This is a genomic window from Paraburkholderia sp. (genome assembly GCF_047605525.1).
Classification (GTDB): Bacteria; Pseudomonadota; Gammaproteobacteria; order Burkholderiales; family Burkholderiaceae; genus Paraburkholderia.
Genome location: NZ_JASGFN010000004.1, coordinates 278,396 through 305,377, shown reverse-complemented (window position 1 = coordinate 305,377; position 26,982 = coordinate 278,396). Strand labels below are relative to the sequence as shown.

Below are 26,982 nucleotides of genomic sequence, written 5' to 3'. Positions count from 1 at the left end.
TCCAGGATTGCGCACTTTTTCGCGCCGATGCGCGGCCAGGCGGGGCTCGCCGTATACTGGCCGCTCAGCCATTCCATCGGAAAACTTCCGCTCGCCGTCGTGAACGCCAGCCCGTCCGTCCCCGTGATATCCGCCGCCGGCATGCCGTTCGGCCTGCAGTCGGTCTGTCACACGCTCGCCAGCGCCAATGCGAATCTGGACCGCTTCGCATGGCTCGGCGACGGGCTCGCGATTGCGCTATGGACGCGCGATACGAAGGAAGCCGAGACCGTCTACGAGCGGCCCGGCCATCACACGCTGTCGTGCTACCTGGACGGCGGCTATCGCACCGAGCGCCAGAAAATGCCCGGCCATTACGGCGCGCCGTCGCGGCTGTGCGCGCTGCCCGGCGATCACGAATCGCGCTGGTGGGTGCGCGGCCACATGCACTTCATGCATCTGTATTTCCTGCCCGAGCACTTCACGCGACGCGCGGTGCAGGAACTCGACCGCGAGCCGCGCGAACTGACGCTCGCCGATCGCACCTATTTCGAGGATCCGCGCATCGCGAGCCTGTGCCAGTCGCTCGTCAATGCAGACTGGGAGAGCCCCGATGATCTGCTGCGCACCAACGAGACCGCGCACGAAGTATTGAGCCTGCTATTGCGCGGGCAAGGCGTGCGTCGCGCGAACGTGTCGCTCAGGGGCGGCCTGTCGGCCGCGACGCGCCGCCGCTTGCGCGACTATATCGACAGCCGTCTCGCGCAGCCGCTGACGCTCGGTGAACTGTCGGGCGTCGCGGCGTTGTCGGAGTTTCATCTTGCGCGCATGTTTCGCGAATCGTTCGGCTTGCCGCCCGCCGCGTGGATCGCGCGGCAGCGAGTCGATCGCGCGCGCACGCTGCTGCGCACGACCACGCTGCCGCTCGCGCAGATCGCCGGACAGTGCGGCTATGCGAATGCCAGCCACTTCAGCCATCGCTTTCGCGAGGCGGTGGGTGTAACACCGGGTGCGTATCGGCAGATTATCGGCGTTTGATTGACGCGCTTGCGTTGGTACTTCGGTGCTTCGGTCCGGTTATCCCCGCGTCATTGCAACGCCATCGCCAGCACGCGCGCAACGTGGATCGCGTCGACGCCCGCGCCGTCGTGAATCTGATGGCGGCAACTGGTGCCATCGGCGACCATCACCGTATCGCCGTCGATTTTGCGCACCGCGGGTAGCAGCGACAGTTCCGCCATCGCCTGCGAGCTCGCGTAGTGCTCGGCTTCGTAGCCGAAGCTGCCGGCCATGCCGCAGCACGACGATTCCACCGTCGATACCTTCAGCTCCGGAATCCACTTGAGCACGGTTTGCACCGGCGTGAATGCGTCGAAGGCCTTCTGATGGCAGTGGCCGTGCACCAGCGCCTGCTGCATCGGCAGCGGCTTCAACGCAAGCTGCAAGCGTCCGGCTTTTTCCTCGCGCACGAGGAATTCTTCGAACAGAAACGCGTGCTGCGAGAGCCGCCGCGCTTCGTCGCCGAAACCGTACTGCAGGAATTCGTCGCGCAACGACAGCAGACAGGACGGCTCCAGTCCCACCACCGGCACGCCACGCTCGACGAATGGCCTGAACAGATCGAGCATCCGCCGCGCTTCCCGCTTCGCTTCATCGACAAGACCCGCCGCGAGAAACGTGCGCCCGCAACAGACCGGCCGTTCGCCTTTTCGCGCATTGAAGTGCACCGTGTAGCCGGCCGCTTCGAGCACCTTTTGCGCGGCACGCGCGTTGTCGGGCTCGAGATGATTGTTGAAGGTGTCGACGAAGAGCAGCACTTCTTTCAGCGTGGCCGCTTGCGCGGTTTGGTCCATCGACTTTGCGGACACCGCACCGGCCAGGAACGACTTTTTGAAGCGCGGCAAGCTGCGCTGCGGCGCGAAACCCACCGAACGCTTGAACCACGCCGACAGTACCGGCACGTTGTCCGCGAACGCCATCAGTCCCGGCATACGGCTCGCCGCGCCCGCATAGCGCGGCATGAAAGCGACGAGCCTGTCGCGCAGACTCAGCCCCCGCCGTTTGACGCGCGCCGCCCGCGCCTCGATCTTGAACTTCGCCATATCGACGCCGGTCGGGCAATCGCGCTTGCAGCCCTTGCACGATACGCAGAGATCGAGCGTGTCCTTGACGTCGTCGCTCGCGAGCCCGCTTTCACCAAGCTGCCCTGAAATCGCGAGCCGCAACGTATTCGCGCGCCCGCGCGTCAGATGCTGCTCGTCCTTCGTCACGCGATAGCTCGGGCACATCGTGCCGGCGTCGAACTTGCGGCAATGGCCGTTGTTGTTGCACATCTCGACCGCTTTCGCGAGCCCGCCGCTCAGATCGTCGCCGCTGCCGGGCACGCTTTCTTCGCCGGTCAGCGGATCGCGTTCGACATTCCACGCCGACCAGTCGAGCACCGTGTCGATGCGCTGTTCGCGATAGCCCGGCGCGAAGCGGAAATTGCGCGCGTCGTCCATCTTCGGCGGACGCACGATCTTGTCGGGATTGAAGCGGTTATCCGGATCGAACAGCGCCTTGATCTCGCTGAACGCTTCGTTAAGGCGTGGCCCGTATTGCCACGCGACCCATTCGCCGCGGCACAAACCGTCGCCGTGTTCGCCCGAATACGCGCCCTTGTATTCGCGCACGAGCGCGGCCGCCTCTTCGGCGATCGCGCGCATCTTCGTCGCGCCGTCGCGGCGCATGTCGAGAATCGGCCGCACGTGCAGCGTGCCGACGCTCGCGTGCGCGTACCACGTGCCCTCGGTGCCGTGCCGATGAAACACGTCGGTCAGCCGGCTCGTGTAGTCGGCCAGATGTTCGAGCGGCACCGCGCAATCCTCGATGAACGAGACCGGCTTGCCGTCGCCCTTCATGCTCATCATGATGTTGAGCCCGGCCTTGCGCACTTCCCATAGCGCTTTCTGCGCGTTCGCGTCCGGCATCTCGACGACCGAATCGGGCAGACCGAGTTCGCCCATCAGTTCGGTGAGCCGTTTGAGCGACGCAAGCTGCGCGGCGCGGTCCTCGCCCGCGAACTCGACGAGCAGGATCGCCTGCGGCTCGCCGACCAGCGCTTTCCCGATCACCGGACGAAACGCCGGATTGCTCAACGCGAGATCGATCATCGTGCGATCGACGAGTTCGACCGCGACCGGCTTCAGCTTGACGATGTGCTGCGTGAGCGCCATCGACTGCCGGAAGGTCGGAAAGTTGACCACGCCGAGCGTCTTGTGCGCGGGCAGCGGCGCGAGCTTCAGCGTGATCTGCCGGCTGAACGCGAGCGTGCCTTCCGAGCCGACCAGCAGATGCGCGAGGTTCGCGCTGCCGTCGTCGGTATACGCGCGCGGATTCTGGCAGTCGAACAGATCGATGTTGTAGCCCGCGACGCGGCGCAGCACCTTCGGCACGCGTGCGACGATTTCGTCGCGCTCGCGCGCGGCGATCCGCGCGACGCTCGCGACGATCTGCTGCAAACGCTCGCCTTGCGGCGGCTCGCGCAATGACCCGAAACGCGCTTCGCTGCCGTCGGCGAGAATCGCGTCGATCGCGTCGACGTTGTGCACCATGTTGCCGTATTCGATCGAGCGCGAGCCACACGAGTTGTTGCCGGCCATCCCGCCGATCGTGCATTGCGCGGCCGTCGACACGTCCACCGGAAACCACAGCCCATGCGGCTTCAACCACGCGTTCAGATGATCGAGCACGACGCCGGGCTCGACCGTGACCGTGCGCGCGTCGGCATCGAACGCGACGATGTTGTTGAGCCACTTGCTCGTGTCGATCACGAGCGCCTCGCCGACCGTCTGCCCGCACTGGCTCGTGCCAGCGCCGCGCGCGAGCAGCGGCACCTTCTCGCTGCGCGCGATCTCGAGCGCGATGCGCAGATCGTCCTGATCGCGCGGCACCACGACACCGACCGGCATGATCTGGTAGATCGACGCATCGGTTGCGTACCGGCCGCGGCTGGCGATATCGAACAGCACGTCGCCGCGCAGCGATTTGCGCAGATGCTGCGCGAGCGGACTCGTCACGCGCGCGGCGGAAGGGACCAGATGGATCGGCTTGACGAGCAAAGCGGAGGTGGGATTCGTCATATCGGCGGCCTTTGGGAAGCCTTTGGGAAGCGGCATGCGTGCCGCGACGGCGGCACGCCCCGGCAAGACGCGAGCTCAGCGATAAAAACGTGCTACACGCCCATGCTCGTGGAAACCCGCGGCTTGTCCGACGCGCTGAGTTCGAAGCGGCTTTCCGGCTGCATGCGAAACGCGAGCACGACACCCAGGCCCATCAGCAGCATGCTGCCGACGAACGGCAAGTCCCAGTTGCCGAAGTAGTCGATCAGAAAGCCGCCCACCACCGGCGAGATGATCGCGGCAAGCGCCGAGCCCGTGTTCATCATGCCGCTCGCGGTGCCGGAAAATTCCGGCGCGATGTCCATCGGAATCGCCCACATCGGGCCGATCGTCATTTCGGCGAAGAAGAAGCCCGACGCGAGACACGCGATCGACAAAGCCAGGTTGTGCGTGAACATCAGCGGAATCAGCGAGAGCAGGCAGAACAGCATGCAGACCGACACCATCCAGCTGCGCGCGCGCTTCAGGCTGCCGGTGCGCTTGAAGATCGCGTCGGTCACGATGCCGCCGAGCGTGTCGCCGATCACGCCGGCGAAGAACACGACCGACGCGAAGATCGCCGACTTCTGCAGTTGCAGATGATGGTTGCGCAGGAAGTACAGCGGAATCCAGCTCAGGAACAGCCACAGCGTCCAGCCATAGCAGAAGTAGACGATCGTGACCGGCGTCATCCGCCGAAACAGCTTGCCCCACGGCAGGCCGGTGACTTTCGGCTTGGGCTCGGGCAACACCGCGAGTTCTTCGGTCGTGATGCGCGGATGGTCCTTCGGATGTTCGGTGAACGTGAGCGCCCACACGATGACCCACAGCAGACTCAGCGCGCCGCAGATATAGAACGATTCGCGCCAGCCCCACGTCGCCATCACGAGCACGATCAGCGCCGGCGCGACCGCGTTGCCGATTCGCGATGCCGCGTGCGTGATGCCTTGCGCGAAGCCGCGTTTTTCTTTCGCGACCCAACGCGACATCGCCGAGGTCGCGGCGGGGAACGTCGCGCCCTCGCCGAAACCGAGCACGAGGCGCGCGGCGAGCAGCGAAGCAAGACCACCGGCGAGACCGGTGAACACCGTCGCGAGCCCCCAGATCGCGCCGCACACGAGCAGCGTGCGTTTCGCGCCGAAGCGGTCGCTGACCCAGCCGCCGATCACCTGAAACACCAGATACGGATACGCGAACGCCGAGAACACGAGGCCGACCTGCGTATGCGTGAGATTGAATTCCTTGCCGAAACCCGCGGCCGCGGTGCTGACGTTCACGCGGTCGAGGTAAGTGATGAAGTACATGACGCATAGCATCACTAGAACGATACGGGTCGCACTGGTCAAACGAAACCGCTTCATCGTCTCTCTCCATGGCATGTGTCGACGGCGCGCCTGAAATGGCGCGCCAGGTCGTCGCCCGTCGGCGGCAGAAGCCGTCGCGGACGTATTGCATGTTGTTCAGGCCGCGTTCTGCGCGCGGTTGGGTGAGGGAAGCGCTCCCTGTCTTTTCCTGTTGCCGGTTGCCGGTCACGGCGCGGCATTCAGGCCGCGGCTTTCAACCCCGACGTTTTCAGCGGCTGACTCAACCACTCCATCGCGGCCGGCATGCCGCTTTCCTTGAGCGGCACGCCGGCAAGCCGCAGACCCATTTCGCAGCCGGCGAGCGTCGCGAGCAGCGTGAGGTCGTTGCAATCGCCGAGATGGCCGATGCGGAACATGCGGCCCTTCACCTTGCCGAGTCCGGTGCCGAGCGACATGTCGAAGCGTTCGTAGATGAGCTTGCGCACCGCGTCGGCATCGATGCCTTCGGGCGTCATCACGCCGGTGAGCACCGGGCTATACACAGATGGATCGGCGCACTGGATCTCGAGTCCCCACGCGCGCACCGCGCGGCGGGTCGCCTCGGCGAGACGTTCGTGACGCGCGAACACGTTGTCGAGCCCCTCGCCGAGAATCATGTCGATCGCTTCGGAGAGGCCATACAGCAGGTTCGTGTTCGGCGTGTACGGCCAATAGCCGGTCTTGTTCATCTCGACGATTTCGGGCCAGTCCCAGAAGCTGCGCGGCAGCTTCGCGTGCTGGTTCGCGGCCATCGCTTTCGGCGAGATCGCATTGAAGCTGATGCCCGGCGGCAGCATCAAACCTTTCTGCGAACCCGACACGGTCACGTCGACACCCCATTCGTCGTGACGGTAATCCGCGCAGGCGAGACCCGAAATCGTGTCGACGAGCAGCAGCGCCGGATGGCCCGCGGCGTCGATCGCGCGGCGCACGGCGGCGATATCCGACGTGACGCCCGTGGACGTTTCGTTGTGCACGACGCAGACCGCCTTGAGCGCGTGCTGCGTGTCGGCGCGCAGACGTTCCTCGATCATGTGCGGCTGCACGCCGCGCCGCCAGCCTTCGATACCGGGCAGCCCGAGGAATTCCGGCTTCAGCCCGAGTTTTTCGGCCATCTTCTTCCACAGCGTCGCGAAGTGGCCGGTTTCGAACATCAGCACCTGGTCGCCCGGACTCAGCGTGTTGGACAACGCCGCCTCCCACGCACCGGTGCCGGACGCCGGATAAATCACCACCGGCTGCTGCGTTTTGAAAATCTTCCTGATGCCGTCGAGCACCTTCAGGCCCAGTTCGCCGAACTCGGGGCCGCGGTGATCGATGGTCGGATAGCTCATCGCCCGGAGGATCCGGTCGGGCACCGGACTCGGCCCCGGAATCTGCAGGAAGTGACGGCCAGCGGGATGGAAATCTAGCTTGAGCATCGGGCTCCTCCAATTGAATTTTGCATTCAAAAAACTATATCAGACGAACTTCGCTGCTCCCAAGGTGAAATTGGGCTGGCGGGGCCGGTGTTTACCCGCGTTTATCCGCTTGTTAACTAATCATTGGCGTTCCGTTAAAATCCCACATCATGTGAAGCCGAGGGTTTTTGTATGCAAAATCCGGATTTCAATGCCGGGATGGCTGCCGCGCCGCTGATGCCGAAGGTCGAGCGTCAGCGCCTGCACGACACCGTGGTCGAGCACATTCGCCGCTTTATCGTCGAAGGGGTGCTGGAGCCCGGCAAGAAACTGAACGAGCGCGAGTTGTGTGAAACGCTCGGCATTTCGCGCACGCCGTTGCGCGAGGCGCTGAAGGTGCTCGCGGCTGAAGGGCTGATCGAGATTTCGCCGAATCGGGGCGCGTCGGTGTCGAAAATGTCGGAAGCGGAAATGCGCGAGACCTTCGAACTGATGAGCGGGCTCGAAGCGTTCTCCGGCGAACTCGCGGCCGAACGGATCACCGCCGCCGAGCTCGCCGAAATCAAGGCGCTCCATTACGCGATGCTCGCGTGCCGCGCGCAGAACGATCTGCCGGGCTACTACAGCCGCAACCAGGCGATCCACGACAAGATCAACGAGGCAGCGAGAAATTCAGCGCTGCGGCAAACGTATGTGTCGGTGAACCGGCGCTTGCAGGCGCTGCGGTTTCGCTCGAACTATCAGACGCCGAAGTGGGACAGCGCGATTCACGATCACGATGAAATGCTGAAGGCGCTCGAGGCGCGCGATGGCAAGCGGCTCAGTGCGATTCTCAGGCAGCATCTGCTGGACAAGCGGGATGCGGTCTTGCAGGTGCAGTCGCAGGAAGCGGCGGTGGTGGGCGTGGCCGGTTCGGGGTTGAAGGCCTGACGCCGGGGATGGGTGTTCAACGCACCGCCGGGTCAGAAGGCGGCGGGAAAACTTGTCCACCGGAATTGTTCGCAAACCTGTGGACAACACGCTCACAGCCCAACTAAGTATTTGACGCACAGGCGTTATTTTCGCGCGGCGCAAGCATAGGCAGCATGCGCGGTATGGCGTCCATGATGCCAGGAAGTTCGGTTGGCAGGGATGCCGTATCTCGTGCGGCGAGTTCAGCATCCAGTTGTCCACATAATCTGGGAACAAGTCTGTGAACAATTGCCGCTGCAGCGCTTGCAAATCCGTACTATCCGTCATGAAATCAATCGCTACCAGTCTCATCAGGACGGGCACGCTCCGCTAGAATTCCTCCACGGTCGATCCGTTTGTGGGGAATGACGTGGGGAAACCAGCCAGACAATCCATCACCGAAGTCGCGCTGTCCCGGCTCACCGCAGCCGACGACAACCGTACCGTGCGCGATGGTTCCGGGCTCTCGGGCAAGGTCGACGCCACGCGCGACGATGCGGTGTCGGTCACGTCCACTACCGCTTCGACGGCAGCTCCCGCGAGGCGACGCTTGGGGACTGGTCCTGCCTGACGGCCCATGGAGCGCACACGATCCGCGCCGTACCGGCGCCACGTTCATGCTCCCCCGCGAAGTCGCGGACGATATGGTGGAGCGTTGCCTGAATTATGCCGTCACCACCAAGGCACGGATGAAACCGCTCAACCCGGTACTGCTGCGGACCTGTCATCAGTATGCCTACGAATGCGAAATGCGCGACACGTGGCATCGGCTCGGACCGTATCTGGAGCAGCTTGACAGTCCCGCTACGCCACGCATCGCTGCCCTTGGTACGGTGGCCGTCAACGATGGACCGGGAATGCTCGACGCAGCGTGAAAATCACAGGGTATGATTTTTCCGTACGCCGCCGCTCTGCCAGCATGGCTTTGCAATACGCGTCCATGCGTGCACACGCATCCACGAAATTCACGGACGGGCGCGCGCATCTGGGGTTGATCCACCAAGGCTTGCCCCTGTGTACATACCATCGCCAAACCGCATCCCTTGTAATCCCGCTGCCCCGGTCGGGGCATATGCTCCATACGTTTGACTCCTGTACAGCGCATGTTCGCTGCGTGGGTTGGACCGATACAGAGACGCGGGTGCACCACCGGCGCTCATCCTGAAAATTGCATGCAGCCAGCTGATTTGGTGTAATCGTTGATTCGTATAACCAACGAGGAAAAAACGATGGTATGGGTTTACAAACATGCGACCGGGGATCTGTACCACGACGACGAATTCATTACCGATGACGGATATGCAGGTAAGGGCATACACAAGAATAAACATGGTAGCCAGTATGTCCGCGACCTGGGACCGATACCCGTCGGTCTATACGAAATCCGGCCGCCGTTTACGCACGCTAAAACTGGACCGTTTTCGATGCGGCTTAACCCTGTCGCGGGAACGAGCCTAGGCGGGCGTGACGGCTTCATGATCCACGGCGACAGCACCAGAGAACCCGGCAACGCATCAAATGGCTGTATCGTTCTCAAAAGGCCATACCGCGAACAAATCTGGAACAGTGGCGACAGATTACTCAGGGTGGAGCATCCATGAAACACGCCTTTGCAGTTGTGCTGCTATCGCTTCCCGCATTATGCCTGGCCGAACCCAAGCCCTTTCCACCATGCGACAACTGGCCGACCAGGCTCGCCGAAGGGAAACTAAAAAGAAATGGCATCCTCGGCAATATCGACGATTCCCAAACCCGGGCGGTGCTTGTGTCTAATGAGAAAATCGGCAAATATGAGGACGGGCAGCAAATGTGGCGCCAGGTCTACCACATCACCTTTCACGACAAAAGCGGGAGAGTTATCAATGTGATGACTGTGAACCATGCCGGCGAAATCGAATGCTCGCTAACTGGCGTAGACGTATTTACCGTTACGCAACATTTTCCGTCAGAGGAGCGCCTGATTAAGGGACTCGACAACTCCGGTACAAAGCATTGACCTATCACAGGCCCACATTCCCGTGGGCCTCTTTTTTGCATCCGGTACTTTCGGACCGGTCAGCCTGGTCAGAATGCTCAATGAGGGCTGTTGAGGTATTTATAGTTTCGCGACATTTGCCACCAGTCAACAGACTGTTCAAGGAGATAGAGTAGCTGTTCATACGCCGCGCGCTTTTCCGGCATCGCCAGTAAGCGCGCGCGACTGACCAGGAAACGTCGTTTCCTACCGACTCACGACACGCGTAACGCCCGACAAGTCGAACACGGAACGATAAAGGCCGGTTGATTTCGCGGCAGTGGACAGTTATGACCCATGTATCCCCATCTTCCGCAGAACAGGATTGCGTCAAGTGCAGCGCGTGTGCGATATGGATTGCAACAGGAAGCATCGGGAAAGCGAGCCCGTCATGTTTCGGTATGGTTACCGTTGTCAGTCAACTTTCGAAGATGGAGGTGTGCGTGGGCTCTCTTTCCATTTGGCACTGGTTGATGGTCGTTGTTCTTATCGCCACCGTGGAGGTCATCCCGCTATGGATGATCCTGAAGAAAGCGGGATATGCGGGGGCATGGTCGCTGTTGGCCTTCATCCCGGTGGCCACAAGACGACCCTGACTGGTGAAGGCCAGCCGGGATGAACGTACTGACACGGCCGGCCGCTACCGTCACCCCTCGTATCGCCAGTACCTGCCGCAGGAGCTGCTGGACGAACTGTGCGCCGCTTGCATCCGACAGACGCCCGACGACCACCATGCAGATCGCGCCGCACACATAAGGCACTGCGCAAGGCCCCATGAAATCATGATCCGCACAATCCGCCGCCGCGCACCGACCGCCTGTTCGAGTTCGAGCAGCCGCTTGCTTGCTGCCGACACGACGATCGACTCGCGTTCGGCGGCACGCGTGAGCGTGCCTTCCTCGAAGACCGCGAGAAACAGCTGGAGCGTGGTGAGGTCGAGCTTGCGGAGAAGGTTTTTGATCGCCATGGCGCGGCGCCGCGTTGTCTGCGATGCGCGTATTGTGACGCGAGATGCGCAAAGCGGGTGACGCGCGCCGTCTATTGCCTGATCCCGCTCAATCCTTCCAGGACGAGCCGAGGATCATCGTGCAGAAGTTCTCGCGATGATAGTGCGGGTCCTTCAGCGCGAGCACGTCGGCCTTCACGTTGCCGAACGTCGTGTGCGGCTTGTGGATCGTGCCGTGCGCCAATGCGTCGATGATGCCTTCCTTGAAGTGCGCGCCGCGCGGATGCGCGTGGACGACTTCCTCGCGCTGGTGCTCGCTGAATTCGTCGTACGCGAGGCCAAGCACGTCCATCTCCACGCCCGCGGTAACGAGCGCGATCACCGGCTTCATATGCCGCGGAATACCGGGTGTCGTGTGCAGCGCGATCGAGGTCCACACCTGGTCGATATCGTCCTCGCCGATCCCATGACGGCGCAGAAAATCGCGCGCGGCGTTCGCGCCGTCCACTTCGAAGCGCTCATGCTCGCTGCTGTATGGCGCGACGAGCCCCATGTCGTGAAACATCGCACCGATGTACAGCAACTCGGGGTCGTACTTCAACTGCTTGCGCTGTCCGGCCAGCGAGCCGAACAGGAACACGCGCCGCGAATGGTGATACAGCAGCTCGGTTTCGGTGTCGCGCACGAGCTGGGTCGCTTCGCGCGCCATCATGCTGTCGGGAATCTCGATGCCTGCGATCGTCGTCATGTGATGTGCTCCGTGATCGATGCGAATGAACAGGACGCGCGGTGCAACTTCAATGCGCGTTTTGATATGCTGGTCCGCGCTGTGATGTGCATGCCTCGGGCCCGTGCTTCAGGCCGCGCGTCCTGTGAATCGAGTATTGGCCAGCACGCCGCCGCGAACAATCGCCGCGAACCGTCGAACACTGCCAAACGCACCGCGTTGACTGCCGTGGCGCGCGGAATCCGTTCCTCGTCAAAGGAAATCTTTCGATGCCCACCGTCGCGATCGCGATCTTCCCCGGCGTGCAGGCGCTCGACGTCGCGGGCCCCGTCGACGTGTTTTCCGAAGCGAACCGCTTCATCGCGCCGGGCCATCGATATGAGGTCAAGCTGATTGCCGCGGAGCCGGAGCCGCTGCGCGCGTCGAACAGCATGACGCTCGTTGCCGATGCGACGTTCGAACAGGCACGCGAGCCGGTCGATCTCGCGCTCGTCGCGGGCGGTCCCGCATTGCCGGGCAACGAAGTGCCCGACGCAAGGCTGCTGGAATGGCTCGCGAACGTCGCGACGCGCTGCGGCCGCTACGGCTCGATCTGTACCGGCGCATTCGCACTCGGCCACGCCGGGCTGCTCGACGCGCGCAACGTAACGACGCACTGGCAGCACGCGGCGCAACTCGCCGCGCGCTTTCCGCTCGCCCATGTCGACTTCGACCGTATCTATCTGCGCGACGGGCCGCTCGTGACGTCGGCCGGCGTGACGGCCGGCATCGATCTGTCGCTTGCGCTGGTAACCGAAGATCATGGCCCGCATACCGCGCTTGCGGTCGCCAAACGGCTCGTCGTATTCGCGCAGCGGCAAGGCGGCCAGTCGCAATTCAGCCCCTATCTGACCGCGCCCGTTGACGACACGTCCCCTGCCGCGAAAGTCCAGGCGCATGTGATGGCGCGCATTCGAGAGAGTTTCACGGTGAAGCAGCTCGCCGACGTCGCGGGCATGAGCGCGCGCAACTTCGCGCGCGTGTTCGTGCAGGAAACCGGCGTGACGCCGCATGAATTCGTCGAACGGGCGCGCGTGGACGCGGCGCGCAAACTGCTCGAAAGCAGCGGCGCGGCGCTCAAGGCGATTGCCTATGATTGCGGCTTCGGTACCGCGGACCGCATGCGCATCGTGTTTGCGAAGCGGCTCGGCGTGACGCCGATGCAGTATCGCGAGCGTTTTCGCCCGGCCTGAATGCGGCGGGAACGGTACGCCGCCAGCCACAGGAAGCCGTCACCCGCGCGTATCGAATGGCGCGTGAGAAAATGACGAACTTTGCAAGCCAACGATCACAAGGAACGACATGACCTCTTCTTCTCCGATTCGCGCGATCGTCACCGGCCACGCGCGCGGCCTCGGCGCGGCGCTCGCCGAACAACTGCTCGCGCGCAACGTCACGGTGCTGGGTCTGTCGCGCTCGCGAAATGCCGCGCTGAAGGCACGCTTTTCCGCGCAGCTCGAGGAAATCGAGCTGCAACTGGCCGACCCCGCGCGCGTCGCGCAATGGATCGCCACCGACGCGCTGCGCAACTTCGTCAGCGGCGCGCAAACGGTGCTGCTGATCAACAACGCGGGCATGGTGCAGCCGATCGGCCCCATCGAAGGACAGAACGCGGCGGCCGTCGCGGATGCGGTAAGTCTCAACGTCGCGACGCCGCTGATGCTCGCGAGCGCGCTCGCCGCCGCGGCCGTCGATGCAACCGACCGGCGCATCGTGCATATTTCGAGCGGCGCGGCGCGCAATGCGTATCCGGGCTGGAGCATCTATTGCGCGACGAAGGCCGCGCTCGATCATCACGCGCGCGCCGTTGCGCTCGACGCAAATCGCGCGCTGCGCATCTGCAGTCTCGCGCCGGGCGTGATCGACACGGACATGCAGGCGCAAATTCGCGGCAGCGGCGAAGAACAATTCCCGATGCGCGCACGCTTCGAAGACCTGAAACGCAACGGCCAACTAGCGACGCCCGAGCAATGCGCAACCCGGTTGGTCGATTACGCGCTTAGCGATGCGTTCGGCGAAACACCAGTGGCGGACATCCGCGAGATCGCAAAACCGGCCTGAACTCGCGATTCCAACACTCCCGAAAATCCTCACCTTTTGCACGGAGCGATGGCGAATCGGCGCCTGAAGCCGCTGCCATTGCTCCCGAAAACCCTCACCTTTCGACCTCGCGGCGGCGCAACGCCATGTTTGGACGGGTGGATCGAGCACCGCCCGCGTTGCTCCCGAAAACCCTCACCTTTAGATGCGCGCGAGTCGTTCGCCTGCCCGGCGCTGACCGCGCAAAGCATCATATAGCCTGGACATTCAACGGGTTACGTTACGCAATACGCGTGACGGATGCGCTTATTCGCGCCTGGATTGTTCGTACGGCACATGCGGCCAAGGCGGTTCGCGCGACTCCCGAATATCCTCACCTTTAGACGAATGGGCAGAAATACACGCGTCGGCACGATCATCTCGAAGGGCGGTTTGTTTCGCATAGGGCGTGTTCGAATGGTTACAAGGAACAGTCCACAGACGGCTCCCGAAAGCTCTCACCTTTCGCGCGGAAGATCCGCTTGTTCACGCACCGCGAGACATAATGCATCGTTAAACAAGGCGTTTAATGTGTTCCTGGTCACAACGCTAATCGCAAAAAGCGAGATTCGATGCGAGCACGCATCGCATACGGACACGACAGAATCCCGACTTCGAGCACCGTCCGACAGGCTCCCGAATTCCCTCACCTATTGGTTTGAAGTGCACGCACAGGTGCGCATATTCTCACCTCGCCAATTCCCGAATCTCCTCACCTATCGGCTTCCTCGCGTTCGCCGGATCGCGCTTCATCACGCGGATCGACTCGCTGATAAGGCAACCAGCGCTGTTCTATGACATCGCCGTGAATGCGCCATTCATGCAGTCGTCGCGGCATATAATCAGTGCCGACGGTCGACCACTCGTCGCGAGGCGGCATCGCGTTTCACCGCCTCTTCCCGCCGGCACCACGCGGCTCGAACGGCAGTTCCTGACAAACGGCAAAGGAGGAAGAATGAAAACAAATGGCGCGAGCAGAATCATCGGCGCGATGTTCGCGGTGGCCATCGCGACTTGCGCGACCTATGCGAACGCACAGGCAGGCGGCGGCATGCCGCCCGACATGTCCGCGCAAAACCAGTCGGTCGCGGCACGTCCGAATCAGAACCGCTCGGACAGCCAGATCGTCCGTGACGTTCGCCGCGCCTTCACGCGCACGACGGGGCTCAATTCCACGGGCATTCGCGTCGAGGCACGCCACGGCGTCGTCACGTTGACCGGCTGGGTGCCGCAGCGCTCGCAGATCCAGCGGGCCAGCAACGCCGCGCGATCGGTGCGGGGAGTCCGGTCAGTGTCGAACAGGCTGACGGTGCGAACGAGGCACTCCAGTGGCCATTGAGTAATACGTGGCGGCATCGGTCTTCGGTCGGATGCATCGATGCCGCCTTTGCGACTTCCAACCCTGTCCGCTTTGGCCCATCCGGCTGTTCATATCGTCAGCGCAAGCAGGATCCGCCGCGCTGAAATTCCACCGTTCCCAGCCCAGTCCATCGAGCCGCGCAGCGTTGTTCGCCGCACACGCTTTTTCGCCGTGCTCGAGAAACCGGTTGACCTTCGCTAAATGCGCCCCCTAGAATTCAAAAATCTTCACCAATGGGGCTTACGCCTTGGACACCTGCAGTAGCCGACTTTCGAACAGATTCGCTGCCTGACCGGCAGGACGTCCGTGCTCCCTTCTACAGCCGCCGTCTTGCCAGCAGGCAGACGGTGCGCGCCGCAGTATCTCTCCGTGCACCTGGTTAGCGTCATATCCGCGTTCATACGCCGATAGGGCGCCGCATCGCGAGCGTCGAGCTCGCGGTAGCGTACGCGCGCGTTTCGTCAGTTCAACGGAACGCGCGCGTACGCGTGGATAGGCACGCGTGTATCAAACGTGCGCTTACGTAATGCCGACAACAACCCGACAAGGAGCCGCCATGCCAGGCAGTGACAGTTATCCCTTACGCCGCTCACCTGCTCTTTTAACCGAGGAAAGCGAGTAGACCTCCGCCACGCTCCGACGCGTGCGGCCTCCGTGTCTGCTGGCTTTCCACCAGCGCGTCGGCTTCGACGCACGGAGACACATCATGCAATTCGGCCTTCTCCTTTCGCGGTTCCCGCGCGTGCAGGAATCGCGCGCCCACTACGACGCAATGCTCGTGCTGCATGCCCGCGAACGGCGTCCGCTCGCCGCCTTCTGGCGTCGTCTGAAAGCACTCGTTTCGTAGCGCTTCGCAAGCCGTCGCACGTTTCCATCGATAAACACAACCAGGAGAGAACGGCATGTCTACTCCGACGAATATTTCCTCCGCGCGCAGCGCCGTACTCGACACGGCGCATGTCGGCGACATCAAGGGCGCGCTCGGCACGATCGCTCATCATGACATCGCGCCACGCACGACCTGGTGGGCGCGCCTGCGCACGCTGCTCGCGATTCTCGGCCCCGGTCTCATCGTGATGGTCGGCGACAACGACGCGGGCGCTTTCGGCACCTACACCCAGGCGGGACAGAACTACGGCACCACGCTGCTGTGGACGATGCTGTTGCTGGTGCCGGTGCTTTTCGTCAATCAGGAGATGGTGCTGCGGCTCGGCGCGGTGACGGGCGTCGGCCACGCGCGCCTCATCTTCGAGCGTTTCGGCAAATTCTGGGGGGCGTTCAGCGTCGTCGATCTGTTGATCCTCAACGCGCTGACCATCGTGACCGAGTTCATCGGCATCACGTTCGTACTCGACTTCTTCGGCGTCTCGAAGATCGCGGGCGTGTGCATCGCCGCGGCGCTGACGATGGCCGCCGTCAGCACCGGCGACTTCCGGCGCTTCGAACGCTTCGCGGTCGTGCTCTGTCTGCTGAGCCTGCTGCTCGTGCCGGTGCTCGTGTCGATTCACCCGCCGGCCGGCCAGATCGCGCGCGACTTCTTCGTTCCAAACTGGCCCGCGCATTCGAAACTCTCCGACGTGATGCTGCTCGTGATCGGCATCGTCGGCACGACCGTTGCGCCGTGGCAGTTGTTCTTCCAGCAGAGCTACGTGGTGGACAAACGCATCACGCCACGCTTCATGAATTACGAAAAGGCCGACCTGTGGATCGGTATCGTGTTCGTGCTGATCGGCGCGGTCGCGATGATTTCGTTCAGCGCCGCGCTTTTCGACGGACGGCCGGAGTTCGGCAACTTCACGGATGCGGGCGGCGTCATCGCGGGTCTCGAAAGATACGCGGGGCGAACCTCGGCGGTGCTGTTTGCGGTTGCGCTGCTGGACGCGTGCATCATCGGCGCGGCGGCCGTGTCGCTGTCGACTGCCTACGCGATCGGCGACGTGTTCAGGATCCGGCATTCGCTGCATCGTGGCGTGTCGGACGCGAAGGGTTTCTATCTCGTGTACTTCGCCATCGTGGCGGCGGCCGCGACGCTCGTGCTGATTCCGGGCAGCCCGCTCGGTCTTCTGACCGAAGCGGTGCAAACGCTTGCCGGCGTGCTGCTGCCGAGCGCGACCGTCTTCCTGCTGCTGCTTTGCAACGACCGCGCCGTGCTCGGTCCGTGGGTCAATTCGAGGAAGCTCAATCTGTTTACCGGCGCCGTCGTCTGGACGCTCGTGATGCTGTCGATCATCCTGACCGCATCGGTGATTTATCCGGACATCGCGGGTGAAACGATCATCGCAATGCTCGCGGGCGGTACGCTGCTCGCGGTCGCCGGCTATGTCGCGACGATCGCGGTTCGCAAGCTGCGCGGCGAGCCGGCCGCCGAACCCATGCCGGTTTATTCGAAGGAGATCCGCAATACGTGGCGCATGCCGCCGCTCGACGAACTGCCGCCACCGAATCTGACGCTTGCCAAACGCGTGTGGATGGGCGCGCTGCGCGGCTATCTGCTGCTCGCGATCGGCCTCGTGATCGTCAAGGTCGCGCAGATGGCTTTTCTGAAGTAGCGCGAACGGTGAGATGTTCCAGGAGATGACGCGTCAACGACGTCAACGGTGAGGATTTACGGGAGCCGCGGCAAGCGTGGCCGCCGGTCATGCGCGACACGCCCCGTGGCCTCGTTGCAACCCGTCGTCAGGCGATCGGCGCGTACCGGCTTTATCGCTTCGAATTCTGACGGCTTTCCGATCCAGTCCCGCCGCATTCGTTCTGATTCTCCGCGCATTCAGCCCGGAAGTACGGGCAACCTCGCTCGGCGTGGTCTACGCTATGAGTGTGACGCTGTTCGGCGGTTTCGCGCAGCTCATCGTGACAGCGCTGTGGCATTGGTCGGGCAGTTTCTACGCGCCGGCATGGTATGTGATGGGTTGCGGCGCGATCAGTGTTCCTGGTGTTGTTATCTTCAACGAACCCAATGAAGGGGGTGCCCCCCATCAGCGCGGCTGAAATCAACGCGGCCGGATCGCGGCACGTGTTACCGTAGCTGACGACGCATCCGTGACAGATCTTCATCCACACCATAGGATCCCTCGCCATGCAGAATGAACCGAAAGACGGCGTCGATCGACGCGACTTCATGAAGTCTGCGATTGCACTGGTCGGCGCCTCATCCGCCCTCGTCGCGCAGGCCGGCACTGCGTACGCGCAGAACGCGAATGCGCCGGCCGCCGGCGCGGGTACAGCGCACGGCACGGTCTATACCGGCGATGTGATCAATGGCAAGAAGGTGATCAGCGCGCTCGACGTCAACGATCTGCCGCCCGGCACGAAGCAGATGCTCTATTTTCAGGGCGTGCAGATGCCGACGGGGCAGCATTGGTACGTGTCGGTGATCGTCGTGCGCGGCGCGAAGCCGGGCAAGCGCGTCGCGCTTATTAGCGGCGTGCATGGCGACGAGATGAGTCCGGTGCACATGATACAAACCGTCGTGAGCCAGCTCGACCCGGCCCAGATGTCGGGCACGGTGCTCGCGGTGCTGGACGTATCGCGCCCCGCGCTCGAAGCGATGGAACGCAGATGGCCCAACTCAAGCCTGGGCATCGGCCTGATCGACATCAACCGCGAATGGCCGGGCAACGAGAACGGCTCGAGCGCGCCGAGCCGGCATGCGGGGCTGATATTCAACCGGCTGCTGCGTCCGAACACCGACTACGCGCTCGATTGTCATACCAGCACGACCGGCATGGATATCACGTCGTTCAATCTGGCACGAATGGAACTGCCCGAAGCGCGTGCGATGGCTGAGCTGTTTCCGATCAAGCAGATCTTCGATAACCCCGCCTACCCGACGCTGCTGGCGAATGCGCTGATCAACGTGGGCATTCCCGCGATCACACCTGAGATGGGTCCGCCACGAGTTCTCGATCTCCAGATGATTCCGTCGTTCGTCGAAGGCACGATGAATGTGCTCAAGCGCTACGGCGTGATTGCCGGACCGATGGGGCGCACCGGGAAAGATGTCGGGATCTTTGTCGGCAATAGCGCTCATACGGTCATGTCGTCGCATGGCGGATTCGTCGAGTTGCTGGTCAAGCCGAACGACACGGTCTCGCCCGGGCAGAAGGTCGCGATCCAGCGCAACACGTTCGGCGAAGTAGTCGCGGAGTATACGGCCGGGACGGCCGGCCAGGTGACGGGGTTGCGCACCGATGCGACCGCGGAGCCTGGCATTCCGCTGGTGATGATTCTTTATCAAAGCGCCGGGCGGGAAAATCCGGAGGATTACTCCGAGTGAGTGCGATGGGTTGAATTGCGAATGGTGAGGATTTCCAGGAGCTGAAACATAGGTGAAGCGGGTTCACGCCTTTCGGATCACCGGACAATCGGCCGCCGCGCTCCCGAAAACCCTCACCTTCAGAACTTCACCTTCACCTGAAACCCGATCGTAAAAGGCAGGTTATCCGAAGGAATCGGCGGTATCACAATGAAGTTCGCGCCGACGCGCTTGTACTCGACCATCACGATCGGCGCGACCACCGGCCCGATCGTATGATTGCGGCCAAGTCCCCAGTTGCCGTAGTTGTAGCCGGAAATGATCCCGCCTATCGCCGCGATCCGCACGAAGCCCCAGTGCGCGAACTCCGGCGCCCAGACGCCGCCGCCATAGTAGGAAGGCCGGCGCAGCGAGTTGCGAAAGCCGCCGGCCGTCAGCGCCCATTGGTTGTTCAACCAGCATTCGACGCCGAGGCCGGGATTGAACTGTTCGAAGTCAGTACCGGGATCGGGGTTGATGTGATACGAGCCGAGCATCGCGTCGACCCATATGCCGCCTTCGCACCAGTTGCCCGCATGCGCGGCGCAAGCCGCCAGGCCCATAACGAGCGCCATCGCGGCGTGCAGTATCTTCTTGTTCATCTGCCGAAAGTGCATGTGTTCTCCGTCACCGGTCGGGCGCCGGTGTCATTGGTGTTCTGGCGATCTGCTTGCCGCCCGTCGCGCACTGTACCTCAACCCGCGCGGGCGAAGTCGAGAACACGCTCGAATGGCCGGGCACGGCACGTGCCGCGCGGCTGGAACCGCAACGATAAAGGAGAACCGATGGCGAAGTGATGAATCAGCGGCGATGAACGCAAGGGCGCGTCTACAGACCGAGATCCGACAGGCTCGGATGACCGTCCGGGCGGCGACCGAGCGGCCAGCGATACAGCCGGTCGGCTTCGCGAATCGGCAGATCGTTGATGCTCGCGTGACGGTGCGCCATCAGGCCGTGCTCATTGAACTCCCAGTTCTCGTTGCCGTACGAGCGGAACCAGTTGTTCGAATCGTCGTGCCATTCGTATGCGAACCGCACCGCAATGCGGTTGCCAGTGAACGTCCACAGTTCCTTGATCAGGCGATAGTCGAGTTCCTTCGCCCACTTGCGGCGCAGAAAGCCGACGATCTCCCCGCGGCCCTGGACGAATTCGGCGCGGTTGCGCCACACGCTATCCGTGGTATAGGCAAGCGATACGCGCTCGGGTTCGCGCGTGTTCCATGCGTCTTCCGCGGCACGCACTTTCTGGATTGCGGTTTCGCGCGTGAAAGGCGGCAGCGGCGGACGGGTTTCGGTCGGGTCGGCCATGATGGTTCCTCTGTCAGGTGGCGGTGCGCCGGGATGGCGGCCGTCTGGTTGCGGGTTGGCTTGTGCGTTTGCCTGCGGGCTTTTTCTTCGGGTTATCCGCGGACTTCGTTTCCTCGACATCGAGCAGGGTCCGCGCGGTAGCCTGTGCGTCGAGTGCCGCATCGGCTTCGCCACTCACAAGCGCGACCGCGATCGCGCCGTCGAGCAGAACGAGCCACTGCCGCGCGAGACGCGCCGCGCGGCGTGCATCGATAGCCGATTCCATCGCGAATGCATCGCATTGAATTCGCACGAAATCGAGCAGACGCCCCTTGTGTTTGCGCGCAACGGCCCGGATCGGATCGTCGCTGGACGCAATTTCCCCCGCCGCATTCAGAAACGCGCAGCCGTGAAAATCTTCCGATGCAAACCACTCGCGCAGTACTTCGAACATGCCGAGCAGGCGTTTGCGCGCGGTCTTGCCGCGTTGCTGCGTGCCGGCGATAAACCAGTTCATCCAGCGTTCGTCGCGCCGTTCGAGTGCGGCGGCAACGAGTGCATCCTTCGAATCGAAATGCGTATAGAAGCTTTTGCGCGCGGTGCCGGACTGCCGCACGATCGCATCGACGCCGGTTGCATGGATGCCGCCTGCGTAAATCAGCGCTTCGGCGGCATCGAGCAGGCGCTCACGTGCACTGCCGGGTGGCACCGAATCATTCGAGGTTTCACGTATCATGGACGAAAGGTAGAACGACCATTCTCCTTCGTCAAGTTTTTATAGTCTTTCACCAGGCGTCTGCGGCATGGATAAGCTTGCTGCTATCGTGGCGAAGTTCGCTCAACCGGAATAGTTTCGATGAACTCATCCTCTGTCCGCACCGCCTGGGTGCGCGCGCTGCTCGGCGCGATGCTGCTGACGGCCATGGCCTGCACACCGGTGCAGGTGCTCACGCATTCGGTCAGTCAGAACGAGGCGCGCGTGCCGCCTGGCCGCTACGACATCGATCCGGACCATACGAGCATCACGTTCGACATCGATCACTTCAGGTATTCGCGCTTTACGATGCGCTTCGACCGCAAGCACGGGCAGCTCGACTGGCATGAAGGCGGGCTCGAACGGAGCACCGCGTCGGTCACGATCGACGCCGCGAGCATCGACACGAACGTGCCGCTGCTCGACAGGATGGTGAAGAGCGACAGCATGCTCGGTGTGTCGCAATATCCGGAGATCCACTTCGCGAGCACGCGCTTCGAGCGCACTGGCGAATCGCGCGGCACGCTCACCGGCGATCTGACGATTCGCGGCGTCACGCAACCGGTCACGCTCGACGTCACGTTCAACGGCTTCGCACCCGATCCGCTAACGAAAAAGGACACGCTCGGCTTTTCCGCGGACGGCCATTTCAGCCGGGCGAAGTTCGGTTTGGCGACGTGGTATCCGGCTGTCGGTGACGATATTCACGTGCGCATTCAGGCGGAATTCGTGAAAACGCCCGCAGGCGCGTGAGCACCGTGCGGGCGTAAAAGAACCAATGGTGTTGCGCCGCTGACTCAGGCAGCAGTCCAGTCGAGAATCACCTTGCCACTCTCGCCGGAGAGCATCGTCGCGAATGCCTGCTGATAATCGTCGACCTTGAAATGGTGCGTGAGGATCGGCGACAGATCGAGGCCGCTTTGCAGCATCGCGACCATCTTGTACCAGGTCTCGAACATCTCGCGCCCGTAAATACCCTTGATTTCAAGGCCTTTGAAGATCACCTGGTTCCAGTCGATCGCGGTTTGCGCGGGCGGAATGCCGAGCAGCGCGATCTTGCCGCCGTGGTTCATCGCTTCGAGCATGCTCGTGAATGCACTCGGCACGCCGGACATTTCGAGGCCGACGTCGAAGCCTTCGGTCATGTGCAGATCGTGCATCACGTCATGCAACGATTCGCGCGACACGTTCACCGCGCGCGTCGCGCCCATCTTGCGTGCCAGCCCGAGGCGATAGTCGTTGACGTCGGTAATCACAACGTTGCGCGCGCCGACGTGCTTCGCAATCGCGACCGCCATGATGCCGATGGGTCCCGCACCGGTAATCAACACGTCTTCGCCGACGAGATTGAACGACAGCGCCGTGTGCGTCGCGTTGCCGAACGGATCGAAGATCGCGGCCAGATCGTCGGAAATTTCGGGTGGAATCCTGAATGCGTTGAAGGCCGGAATCACCAGATATTCGGCGAACGCACCTTCGCGATTCACACCGACGCCGACCGTGTTGCGGCACAAATGCCGGCGCCCCGCGCGACAGTTGCGACAGAAGCCGCACGTAATATGCCCTTCGCCCGACACGCGATCGCCGATCGCAAAGCCGCGCACTTCCTGCCCCATCTCGACGATTTCACCAACGTACTCATGGCCGACATGCATCGGCACCGGAATCGTCTTTTGCGCCCAGTCGTCCCACTTCCAGATATGAATGTCGGTGCCGCAAATCGCGGTGCGCGTGATGCGGATCATCACGTCGTTATGGCCGACTTCCGGCTTCTGCACGTCGGTGAGCGTGAGGCCCGGCGCCCGCTCGAGTTTTGCCAATGCTTTCATCTATCGCTCCTTGCCGATCACGCGGGAATCACGCCGAGTTCGCGGGCGACGCGCGCGAACGCGGCGACCGCGCGGTCGATCTGTTCAGGCGTATGCGCGGCGCTCATCTGCGTGCGGATGCGCGCACGGCCGCGCGGCACCACCGGGAACGAGAAACCGATCACGTAGACGCCCTCCTTCAGCAGCGCATCGGCCATCTTCCCTGCGAGTTGCGCGTCGCCGAGCATCACCGGGATGATCGGATGCTCTCCCGGCACGAGCGTGAAGCCGAGCGCGCTCATCGCGGCGCGGAAGTGTTTGCCGTTTTCGCGTACCTGTGTACGCAATTGCGCGCCTTCGTCGCTCGCGAGCAGTTCGAGCACTTTGAGCGACGCCGCCGCGATGCTCGGTGTCAGCGTGTTGGAGAACAGATACGGACGCGAGCGCTGCCGCAGCAGTTCGACGATCTCCTTGCGCGCGGCGACGTAGCCGCCGGATGCACCGCCGAGTGCCTTGCCGAGCGTGCCGGTCACGATGTCGACGCGCGACATCACCCCGCAATGCTCGGGCGTGCCGCGTCCGTGTTCGCCGACGAAGCCGACCGCGTGCGAGTCGTCGACCATCACGAGCGCACCGTATCGGTCGGCCAGATCGCAGACGCCGGCGAGGTTCGCGATGATGCCGTCCATCGAAAACACGCCGTCGGTGGCGATCAGCTTGAAACGCGCGCCGACCGCGTCGGCTTCCCGCAGGCGCGCTTCGAGATCGGCGAGATCGTTGTTCCTGTAGCGAAAGCGCTTCGCCTTCGAGAGCCGCACACCGTCGATGATGCTTGCATGATTCAGCTCGTCGCTGATGATCGCGTCGTTTTCGTCGAGCAGCGTTTCGAACAGGCCGCCGTTCGCGTCGAAGCAGCTCGAGTAGAGAATGCAGTCGTCGGTTTGCAGAAACGCCGCGAGCGCCCGTTCGAGTTCCTTATGCACGGTTTGCGTGCCGCAGATGAAGCGCACCGACGCCATGCCGAAGCCATCGTTGTCGAGCCCTTCTTTCGCGGCTTCGATCAGACGCGCATCGTCGGCGAGACCGAGATAATTGTTCGCGCAGAAGTTCAGCACGTCCGAGCCGTCGGCGAGACGCACGCCGGCCGATTGCGGACTCGCGATCACGCGCTCGCTCTTGTAAAAGCCATCGGCACGGATCTGCTCGAGGGTGCCGCGCAGATGGGCAAGGTATTGGTCACGCATGAACGGAACTCCTGGTGGTGCGGCGCCCGCGTGTGTATCCGTCATCCGTTCATCGGCACGGGCGCGCATGGTTGACATGGTTGCCGGCGAGGCGGCCTGTTATAGTCGGCTGTCAGCTTTATCGGATATTTTCGATTTTTCGAACTAAAATCCAATATATCGAACAACTCTAAACGATGGGTCAGGAAATGGCAAGTTCGGGTACACGCCGCGGCGCGGCCAATGCAACGGCCAAAGCGCCGCCCGTTTCGGGCGTGGCGGTGGCGGCGCCGGCGAATGCGGCGCCGCCGCGCGTCGGCGAACAGATCCAGCGCCTGCGCGCCGAGCGGCGCATGACGCTCGACGACTTGTCGCGCGCGGCGGGCGTGTCGAAATCGATGCTCTCGGAAATCGAGCGCGACAAGGCCAATCCGACGATCGCGGTCGCGTGGCGCCTGACCAACGCGCTCGGCGTGAGCCTCGATTCGCTGTTTGCGCCGCCGAAGGCGCCGGAGGCGATCGCCGTTTCGGGCTCGCACGATATTCCTACGCTAAGCGGTCACGACGCGAAATACCAGTTGCGCGTGTGGGGCCCGATCGAGCTGGCCGGCAAGTTCGAGTGGTACGAGTTGACGCTGCAGCCGGGCGGAGCACTCGTTTCGAACGCGCACGAACCGGGCACGCGCGAGCATCTGACCGTGCTGAACGGATCGATTGAAATCGAGGCGGCCGGCGCGACGAAGCGGCTGAAGGCGGCGGACACCGCGCGCTACGTCGCGGACGAGCCGCATGCGATCCGCAACGCCGGCAGGGGTGAAGCGAAAGCGCTGCTGGTGGTGATTCACGGCTGAGCGCCCGGTGACGGGCTGTTGGCGCCGCTGTTGGCGCAATAGGCCGTTCAGCCGAGGTTGCGCCGGACACTGTATGTTTGTACAGTATCCAGTATCGACTGGAGCCGATAATGAACACCCTGAAAACCGATCCTACCGATCAAGCTCTGGCCGCGTTGCGCTACCAGACCGCCGCGCGCGATCTCGAACACATCGTGCGCAGCATCGCGGCGCGCTACATCGCCAAACAGGTGCCGCTCACGTGGCGTCTGCTGCACGCGATCGAGGCCGAGGCATTGGCCGACCTCGGCTTCGCGAGCCGGCACGACGCAGTGATGCTCGGCCTGTTTCAGCGGCCGTCCGATCTGCCTTATCCCGAAACCGACGACACAGTGGATTTCGGCACGTCCAATGCGTTACCGGCTGTTTTTGCGTTTGCCGTCAATGCCTATGAGGAAGCCGCGCGCGAGGCGGCACGCCGTGCGGCGCAACAGCCGGTGCCTGGCGAAGCACCGCTGAAACGCGCGCGGGCGTGGGGTGGATGAAGCAGCGGCCCAAACTTTCGTTCACCTGCCCGTCAGCCTGTTCCCCCGTTTGTTCGTCGGCGCTTCGTGAGTCGGCGCCTACAATACGCACAGCAAGAGGCGCAACTAACCGAAAGATTGCCCATGTCACCTCCTCACCTGTCCGATCCTGTCCCCCGCCCCGCCCCATCTACCGATCTCTTCGATCAACAACGCGAAGACTGGCGTCGCGACCCGCAGATCGCTTTCGATGCGTGGCTCGCAAAGCAGAATTTCAGACGCTCTTCCGCGCTGGTCTATCAGGCGCAATGGGGGCAGTTTCTTGACTGGCTCGGGGCGCGGCAAAAAAACCTCGTCACGGTCGACACACCCGCCATCGCCGAATTCGTCGCCGGACTCGAGATCAAGAAAACACAACGGATCAGGTATTTGCGGCTCATCGAACGCGTGCTCGATCATGTCCGCGAAATCGAATCGGCGGCGACCAATCCCGCCCGCTTCATTGCTCAGGATGGTGAGGCCGCGTGGCGCAACGCGCGCGACAATGAACCAACCAGCTTTCTGATACATGCCGAACGGACCGCGTTAATCGCGCAGTTGTTCGCACCGTTGCCGGATCTATCGACGGCGCAGCGCTGGCGGGAGCGGCGCGATCGGGCGTTGATCGCCGTGTTTCTGGGGGGTGGACTGAAGACCGGCGAAGCCGCGGCGCTTACGGTTAGTTGTGTAAGAGTGGGCTCGCCGTGGGTAACGATCGAATCGGCAAACCCGATGTTGACGCGGCGCACCCGGCTCGCGCCTTTTGCAACGGCGATCCTCGACGCGTGGCTTACCGAACGGCGTCACACGGAACTGGCCGGCAATCTCGTGTTTCCCGCGTCGCCCTCCGGACGGCCGATGCACAAGGCCACGATGCTGCGCGCGGTCGACGCACTCGTCGAAACCGCGGGAATTGCCGCATCGCGGAAATCGCGCGCAAGTCCGCAAACCTTGCGCAACACTTTCGCAGCGGACCTGTTTGAGAGCGGGGTGGAGGCGGAACAGGTTGGTCAATGGCTCGGCTTCGTGCAGGCGGTGTCCTCGAACCGGCTGTATCGCGCGTGGCAGATGTGGGTGGATCAGCAGGATTCGCCGGTGACGGAAGAACCGGATCCGGCGGCGGCGCCGTTGGCCGCGCCGAGGCAGGACGGGCGTTTGACGAGGAAAGCGGGAGACGGCGAGCCCTGAAAACCCTCACCTTCGGGCTCCCGGATTTCCTCACCTTTGGCGTTTTATTTGCTGATTG

Annotated in this window: 26 protein-coding genes and 1 pseudogene; 17 read left to right on the top strand and 10 right to left on the bottom strand. The window is 62.8% G+C overall.

The window, feature by feature from the left end; genetic code table 11:
- Window positions 1–99 precede the first annotated feature (99 nt).
- Window positions 100–1,017 (top strand): helix-turn-helix domain-containing protein, encoded by a 918-nt coding sequence (locus QM685_RS08080; RefSeq protein ID WP_415114544.1) that lies wholly within the window; start codon window positions 100–102, stop codon window positions 1,015–1,017.
- A gap of 50 nt (window positions 1,018–1,067) precedes the next feature.
- On the opposite strand, the gene QM685_RS08075 is transcribed toward QM685_RS08080, so the two are convergent.
- The 3 genes from QM685_RS08075 to QM685_RS08065 form a co-directional block, all read right to left on the bottom strand.
- Entirely contained in the window at window positions 1,068–4,100 is a 3,033-nt protein-coding gene (locus QM685_RS08075) for an FAD-binding and (Fe-S)-binding domain-containing protein (RefSeq protein ID WP_415114542.1), read from the bottom strand.
- 92 nt (window positions 4,101–4,192) lie between these two features.
- A complete protein-coding gene (locus QM685_RS08070) occupies window positions 4,193–5,479 on the bottom strand; it encodes an MFS transporter (RefSeq protein WP_415114540.1) in 1,287 nt (428 codons plus the stop codon).
- Window positions 5,480–5,661: 182 nt separating this feature from the next.
- The gene (locus QM685_RS08065; RefSeq protein WP_415114538.1) at window positions 5,662–6,882 is read right to left on the bottom strand and encodes a pyridoxal-phosphate-dependent aminotransferase family protein; all 1,221 of its coding nucleotides are present in this window, start codon (window positions 6,880–6,882) and stop codon (window positions 5,662–5,664) included.
- A gap of 171 nt (window positions 6,883–7,053) precedes the next feature.
- On the opposite strand from QM685_RS08065, the gene QM685_RS08060 reads away from it, so the two are divergent.
- The 5 genes from QM685_RS08060 to QM685_RS08040 all read left to right on the top strand — a co-directional run bounded on the left by QM685_RS08060 (window position 7,054) and on the right by QM685_RS08040 (window position 10,422).
- A complete protein-coding gene (locus QM685_RS08060) occupies window positions 7,054–7,791 on the top strand; it encodes a GntR family transcriptional regulator (RefSeq protein ID WP_415114536.1) in 738 nt (245 codons plus the stop codon).
- 638 nt (window positions 7,792–8,429) lie between these two features.
- Window positions 8,430–8,687 (top strand): hypothetical protein, encoded by a 258-nt coding sequence (locus QM685_RS08055; RefSeq protein WP_415114534.1) that lies wholly within the window; start codon window positions 8,430–8,432, stop codon window positions 8,685–8,687.
- A gap of 354 nt (window positions 8,688–9,041) precedes the next feature.
- Window positions 9,042–9,413 carry a tlde1 domain-containing protein gene (locus QM685_RS08050; RefSeq protein WP_415114532.1) on the top strand — a complete coding sequence of 124 codons (372 nt, stop codon included), beginning with the start codon at window positions 9,042–9,044 and terminating at the stop codon, window positions 9,411–9,413.
- Complete coding sequence (locus QM685_RS08045; RefSeq protein WP_415114530.1) at window positions 9,410–9,808, top strand: hypothetical protein; 399 nt, start codon at window positions 9,410–9,412, stop codon at window positions 9,806–9,808. Before QM685_RS08050 ends, QM685_RS08045 begins: the two co-directional genes overlap by 4 nt.
- A 461-nt stretch (window positions 9,809–10,269) precedes the next feature.
- Window positions 10,270–10,422, top strand: coding sequence for a hypothetical protein (locus QM685_RS08040; protein ID WP_415114731.1), 153 nt, complete (start codon window positions 10,270–10,272; stop codon window positions 10,420–10,422).
- A gap of 209 nt (window positions 10,423–10,631) precedes the next feature.
- Here QM685_RS08040 and QM685_RS08035 read toward each other — a convergent pair.
- Window positions 10,632–10,793 (bottom strand): annotated as a pseudogene (locus tag QM685_RS08035) (LysR family transcriptional regulator); the annotation flags it as partial.
- 88 nt (window positions 10,794–10,881) lie between these two features.
- Window positions 10,882–11,520, bottom strand: a complete 639-nt coding sequence (locus tag QM685_RS08030; RefSeq protein ID WP_415114528.1) for an HD domain-containing protein — start codon at window positions 11,518–11,520, stop codon at window positions 10,882–10,884.
- Window positions 11,521–11,768: 248 nt separating this feature from the next.
- Here QM685_RS08030 and QM685_RS08025 point away from each other — a divergent pair, with 248 nt between their 5' ends.
- The 7 genes from QM685_RS08025 (at window position 11,769) to QM685_RS07995 (ending at window position 19,253) form a co-directional block, all read left to right on the top strand.
- On the top strand, window positions 11,769–12,731 hold the full coding sequence (locus QM685_RS08025) for a GlxA family transcriptional regulator (RefSeq protein ID WP_415114526.1): 963 nt from the start codon (window positions 11,769–11,771) through the stop codon (window positions 12,729–12,731).
- A gap of 109 nt (window positions 12,732–12,840) precedes the next feature.
- Window positions 12,841–13,599, top strand: a complete 759-nt coding sequence (locus QM685_RS08020; protein WP_415114524.1) for an SDR family oxidoreductase — start codon at window positions 12,841–12,843, stop codon at window positions 13,597–13,599.
- Between the two features lie 973 nt (window positions 13,600–14,572).
- The gene (locus tag QM685_RS08015) at window positions 14,573–14,956 is read left to right on the top strand and encodes a BON domain-containing protein (RefSeq protein ID WP_415114522.1); all 384 of its coding nucleotides are present in this window, start codon (window positions 14,573–14,575) and stop codon (window positions 14,954–14,956) included.
- A gap of 727 nt (window positions 14,957–15,683) precedes the next feature.
- Window positions 15,684–15,824: a hypothetical protein gene (locus QM685_RS08010; protein WP_415114520.1), complete on the top strand. Its 141-nt coding sequence runs from the start codon at window positions 15,684–15,686 to the stop codon at window positions 15,822–15,824.
- Window positions 15,825–15,879: 55 nt separating this feature from the next.
- Window positions 15,880–17,526: an NRAMP family divalent metal transporter gene (locus tag QM685_RS08005; RefSeq protein WP_415114518.1), complete on the top strand. Its 1,647-nt coding sequence runs from the start codon at window positions 15,880–15,882 to the stop codon at window positions 17,524–17,526.
- 262 nt (window positions 17,527–17,788) lie between these two features.
- Window positions 17,789–17,965, top strand: a complete 177-nt coding sequence (locus tag QM685_RS08000; protein WP_415114516.1) for a hypothetical protein — start codon at window positions 17,789–17,791, stop codon at window positions 17,963–17,965.
- 88 nt (window positions 17,966–18,053) lie between these two features.
- A complete protein-coding gene (locus QM685_RS07995) occupies window positions 18,054–19,253 on the top strand; it encodes a succinylglutamate desuccinylase/aspartoacylase family protein (protein ID WP_415114514.1) in 1,200 nt (399 codons plus the stop codon).
- A gap of 119 nt (window positions 19,254–19,372) precedes the next feature.
- On the opposite strand, the gene QM685_RS07990 is transcribed toward QM685_RS07995, so the two are convergent.
- From QM685_RS07990 to QM685_RS07980, 3 genes are all read right to left on the bottom strand, one after another.
- Entirely contained in the window at window positions 19,373–19,888 is a 516-nt protein-coding gene (locus QM685_RS07990; RefSeq protein WP_415114512.1) for a hypothetical protein, read from the bottom strand.
- Between the two features lie 211 nt (window positions 19,889–20,099).
- Window positions 20,100–20,579 (bottom strand): DUF1348 family protein, encoded by a 480-nt coding sequence (locus QM685_RS07985; RefSeq protein ID WP_415114510.1) that lies wholly within the window; start codon window positions 20,577–20,579, stop codon window positions 20,100–20,102.
- Between the two features lie 13 nt (window positions 20,580–20,592).
- Entirely contained in the window at window positions 20,593–21,294 is a 702-nt protein-coding gene (locus QM685_RS07980; protein WP_415114508.1) for a TetR/AcrR family transcriptional regulator, read from the bottom strand.
- 120 nt (window positions 21,295–21,414) lie between these two features.
- Here QM685_RS07980 and QM685_RS07975 point away from each other — a divergent pair, with 120 nt between their 5' ends.
- A complete protein-coding gene (locus QM685_RS07975) occupies window positions 21,415–22,065 on the top strand; it encodes a YceI family protein (protein WP_415114506.1) in 651 nt (216 codons plus the stop codon).
- Between the two features lie 44 nt (window positions 22,066–22,109).
- Here the strand turns inward: QM685_RS07975 and tdh are convergent, their stop codons facing one another.
- A complete protein-coding gene (gene tdh, locus QM685_RS07970; RefSeq protein ID WP_415114504.1) occupies window positions 22,110–23,141 on the bottom strand; it encodes an L-threonine 3-dehydrogenase in 1,032 nt (343 codons plus the stop codon).
- 17 nt (window positions 23,142–23,158) lie between these two features.
- A complete protein-coding gene (locus QM685_RS07965; RefSeq protein ID WP_415114502.1) occupies window positions 23,159–24,364 on the bottom strand; it encodes a glycine C-acetyltransferase in 1,206 nt (401 codons plus the stop codon).
- Window positions 24,365–24,552: 188 nt separating this feature from the next.
- Between QM685_RS07965 and QM685_RS07960 the strand changes: the two genes are divergently transcribed.
- From QM685_RS07960 to QM685_RS07950, 3 genes are all read left to right on the top strand, one after another.
- Entirely contained in the window at window positions 24,553–25,194 is a 642-nt protein-coding gene (locus QM685_RS07960) for a helix-turn-helix domain-containing protein (protein ID WP_415114500.1), read from the top strand.
- A gap of 110 nt (window positions 25,195–25,304) precedes the next feature.
- A complete protein-coding gene (locus QM685_RS07955) occupies window positions 25,305–25,718 on the top strand; it encodes a DUF2471 family protein (protein WP_415114498.1) in 414 nt (137 codons plus the stop codon).
- A gap of 123 nt (window positions 25,719–25,841) precedes the next feature.
- Entirely contained in the window at window positions 25,842–26,924 is a 1,083-nt protein-coding gene (locus QM685_RS07950) for a tyrosine-type recombinase/integrase (protein WP_415114496.1), read from the top strand.
- The last annotated feature ends 58 nt before the right edge of the window (window positions 26,925–26,982 follow it).

Coding starts and splice junctions, on each gene's coding strand:
- tdh (WP_415114504.1), bottom strand. CDS start 23,141: ATGAAAGCATTGGCAAAACTCGAGCGGGCGCCGGGCCTCACGCTCACC.
- QM685_RS08005 (WP_415114518.1), top strand. CDS start 15,880: ATGTCTACTCCGACGAATATTTCCTCCGCGCGCAGCGCCGTACTCGAC.
- QM685_RS08010 (WP_415114520.1), top strand. CDS start 15,684: ATGCAATTCGGCCTTCTCCTTTCGCGGTTCCCGCGCGTGCAGGAATCG.
- QM685_RS07980 (WP_415114508.1), bottom strand. CDS start 21,294: ATGATACGTGAAACCTCGAATGATTCGGTGCCACCCGGCAGTGCACGT.
- QM685_RS08075 (WP_415114542.1), bottom strand. CDS start 4,100: ATGACGAATCCCACCTCCGCTTTGCTCGTCAAGCCGATCCATCTGGTC.
- QM685_RS07955 (WP_415114498.1), top strand. CDS start 25,305: ATGAACACCCTGAAAACCGATCCTACCGATCAAGCTCTGGCCGCGTTG.
- QM685_RS08015 (WP_415114522.1), top strand. CDS start 14,573: ATGAAAACAAATGGCGCGAGCAGAATCATCGGCGCGATGTTCGCGGTG.
- QM685_RS08030 (WP_415114528.1), bottom strand. CDS start 11,520: ATGACGACGATCGCAGGCATCGAGATTCCCGACAGCATGATGGCGCGC.
- QM685_RS08020 (WP_415114524.1), top strand. CDS start 12,841: ATGACCTCTTCTTCTCCGATTCGCGCGATCGTCACCGGCCACGCGCGC.
- QM685_RS08065 (WP_415114538.1), bottom strand. CDS start 6,882: ATGCTCAAGCTAGATTTCCATCCCGCTGGCCGTCACTTCCTGCAGATT.
- QM685_RS07950 (WP_415114496.1), top strand. CDS start 25,842: ATGTCACCTCCTCACCTGTCCGATCCTGTCCCCCGCCCCGCCCCATCT.
- QM685_RS07985 (WP_415114510.1), bottom strand. CDS start 20,579: ATGGCCGACCCGACCGAAACCCGTCCGCCGCTGCCGCCTTTCACGCGC.
- QM685_RS08025 (WP_415114526.1), top strand. CDS start 11,769: ATGCCCACCGTCGCGATCGCGATCTTCCCCGGCGTGCAGGCGCTCGAC.
- QM685_RS08000 (WP_415114516.1), top strand. CDS start 17,789: ATGAGTGTGACGCTGTTCGGCGGTTTCGCGCAGCTCATCGTGACAGCG.
- QM685_RS08050 (WP_415114532.1), top strand. CDS start 9,042: ATGGTATGGGTTTACAAACATGCGACCGGGGATCTGTACCACGACGAC.
- QM685_RS08055 (WP_415114534.1), top strand. CDS start 8,430: ATGCTCCCCCGCGAAGTCGCGGACGATATGGTGGAGCGTTGCCTGAAT.
- QM685_RS08060 (WP_415114536.1), top strand. CDS start 7,054: ATGCAAAATCCGGATTTCAATGCCGGGATGGCTGCCGCGCCGCTGATG.
- QM685_RS07995 (WP_415114514.1), top strand. CDS start 18,054: ATGCAGAATGAACCGAAAGACGGCGTCGATCGACGCGACTTCATGAAG.
- QM685_RS07960 (WP_415114500.1), top strand. CDS start 24,553: ATGGCAAGTTCGGGTACACGCCGCGGCGCGGCCAATGCAACGGCCAAA.
- QM685_RS08070 (WP_415114540.1), bottom strand. CDS start 5,479: ATGAAGCGGTTTCGTTTGACCAGTGCGACCCGTATCGTTCTAGTGATG.
- QM685_RS08045 (WP_415114530.1), top strand. CDS start 9,410: ATGAAACACGCCTTTGCAGTTGTGCTGCTATCGCTTCCCGCATTATGC.
- QM685_RS07965 (WP_415114502.1), bottom strand. CDS start 24,364: ATGCGTGACCAATACCTTGCCCATCTGCGCGGCACCCTCGAGCAGATC.
- QM685_RS07990 (WP_415114512.1), bottom strand. CDS start 19,888: ATGCACTTTCGGCAGATGAACAAGAAGATACTGCACGCCGCGATGGCG.
- QM685_RS07975 (WP_415114506.1), top strand. CDS start 21,415: ATGAACTCATCCTCTGTCCGCACCGCCTGGGTGCGCGCGCTGCTCGGC.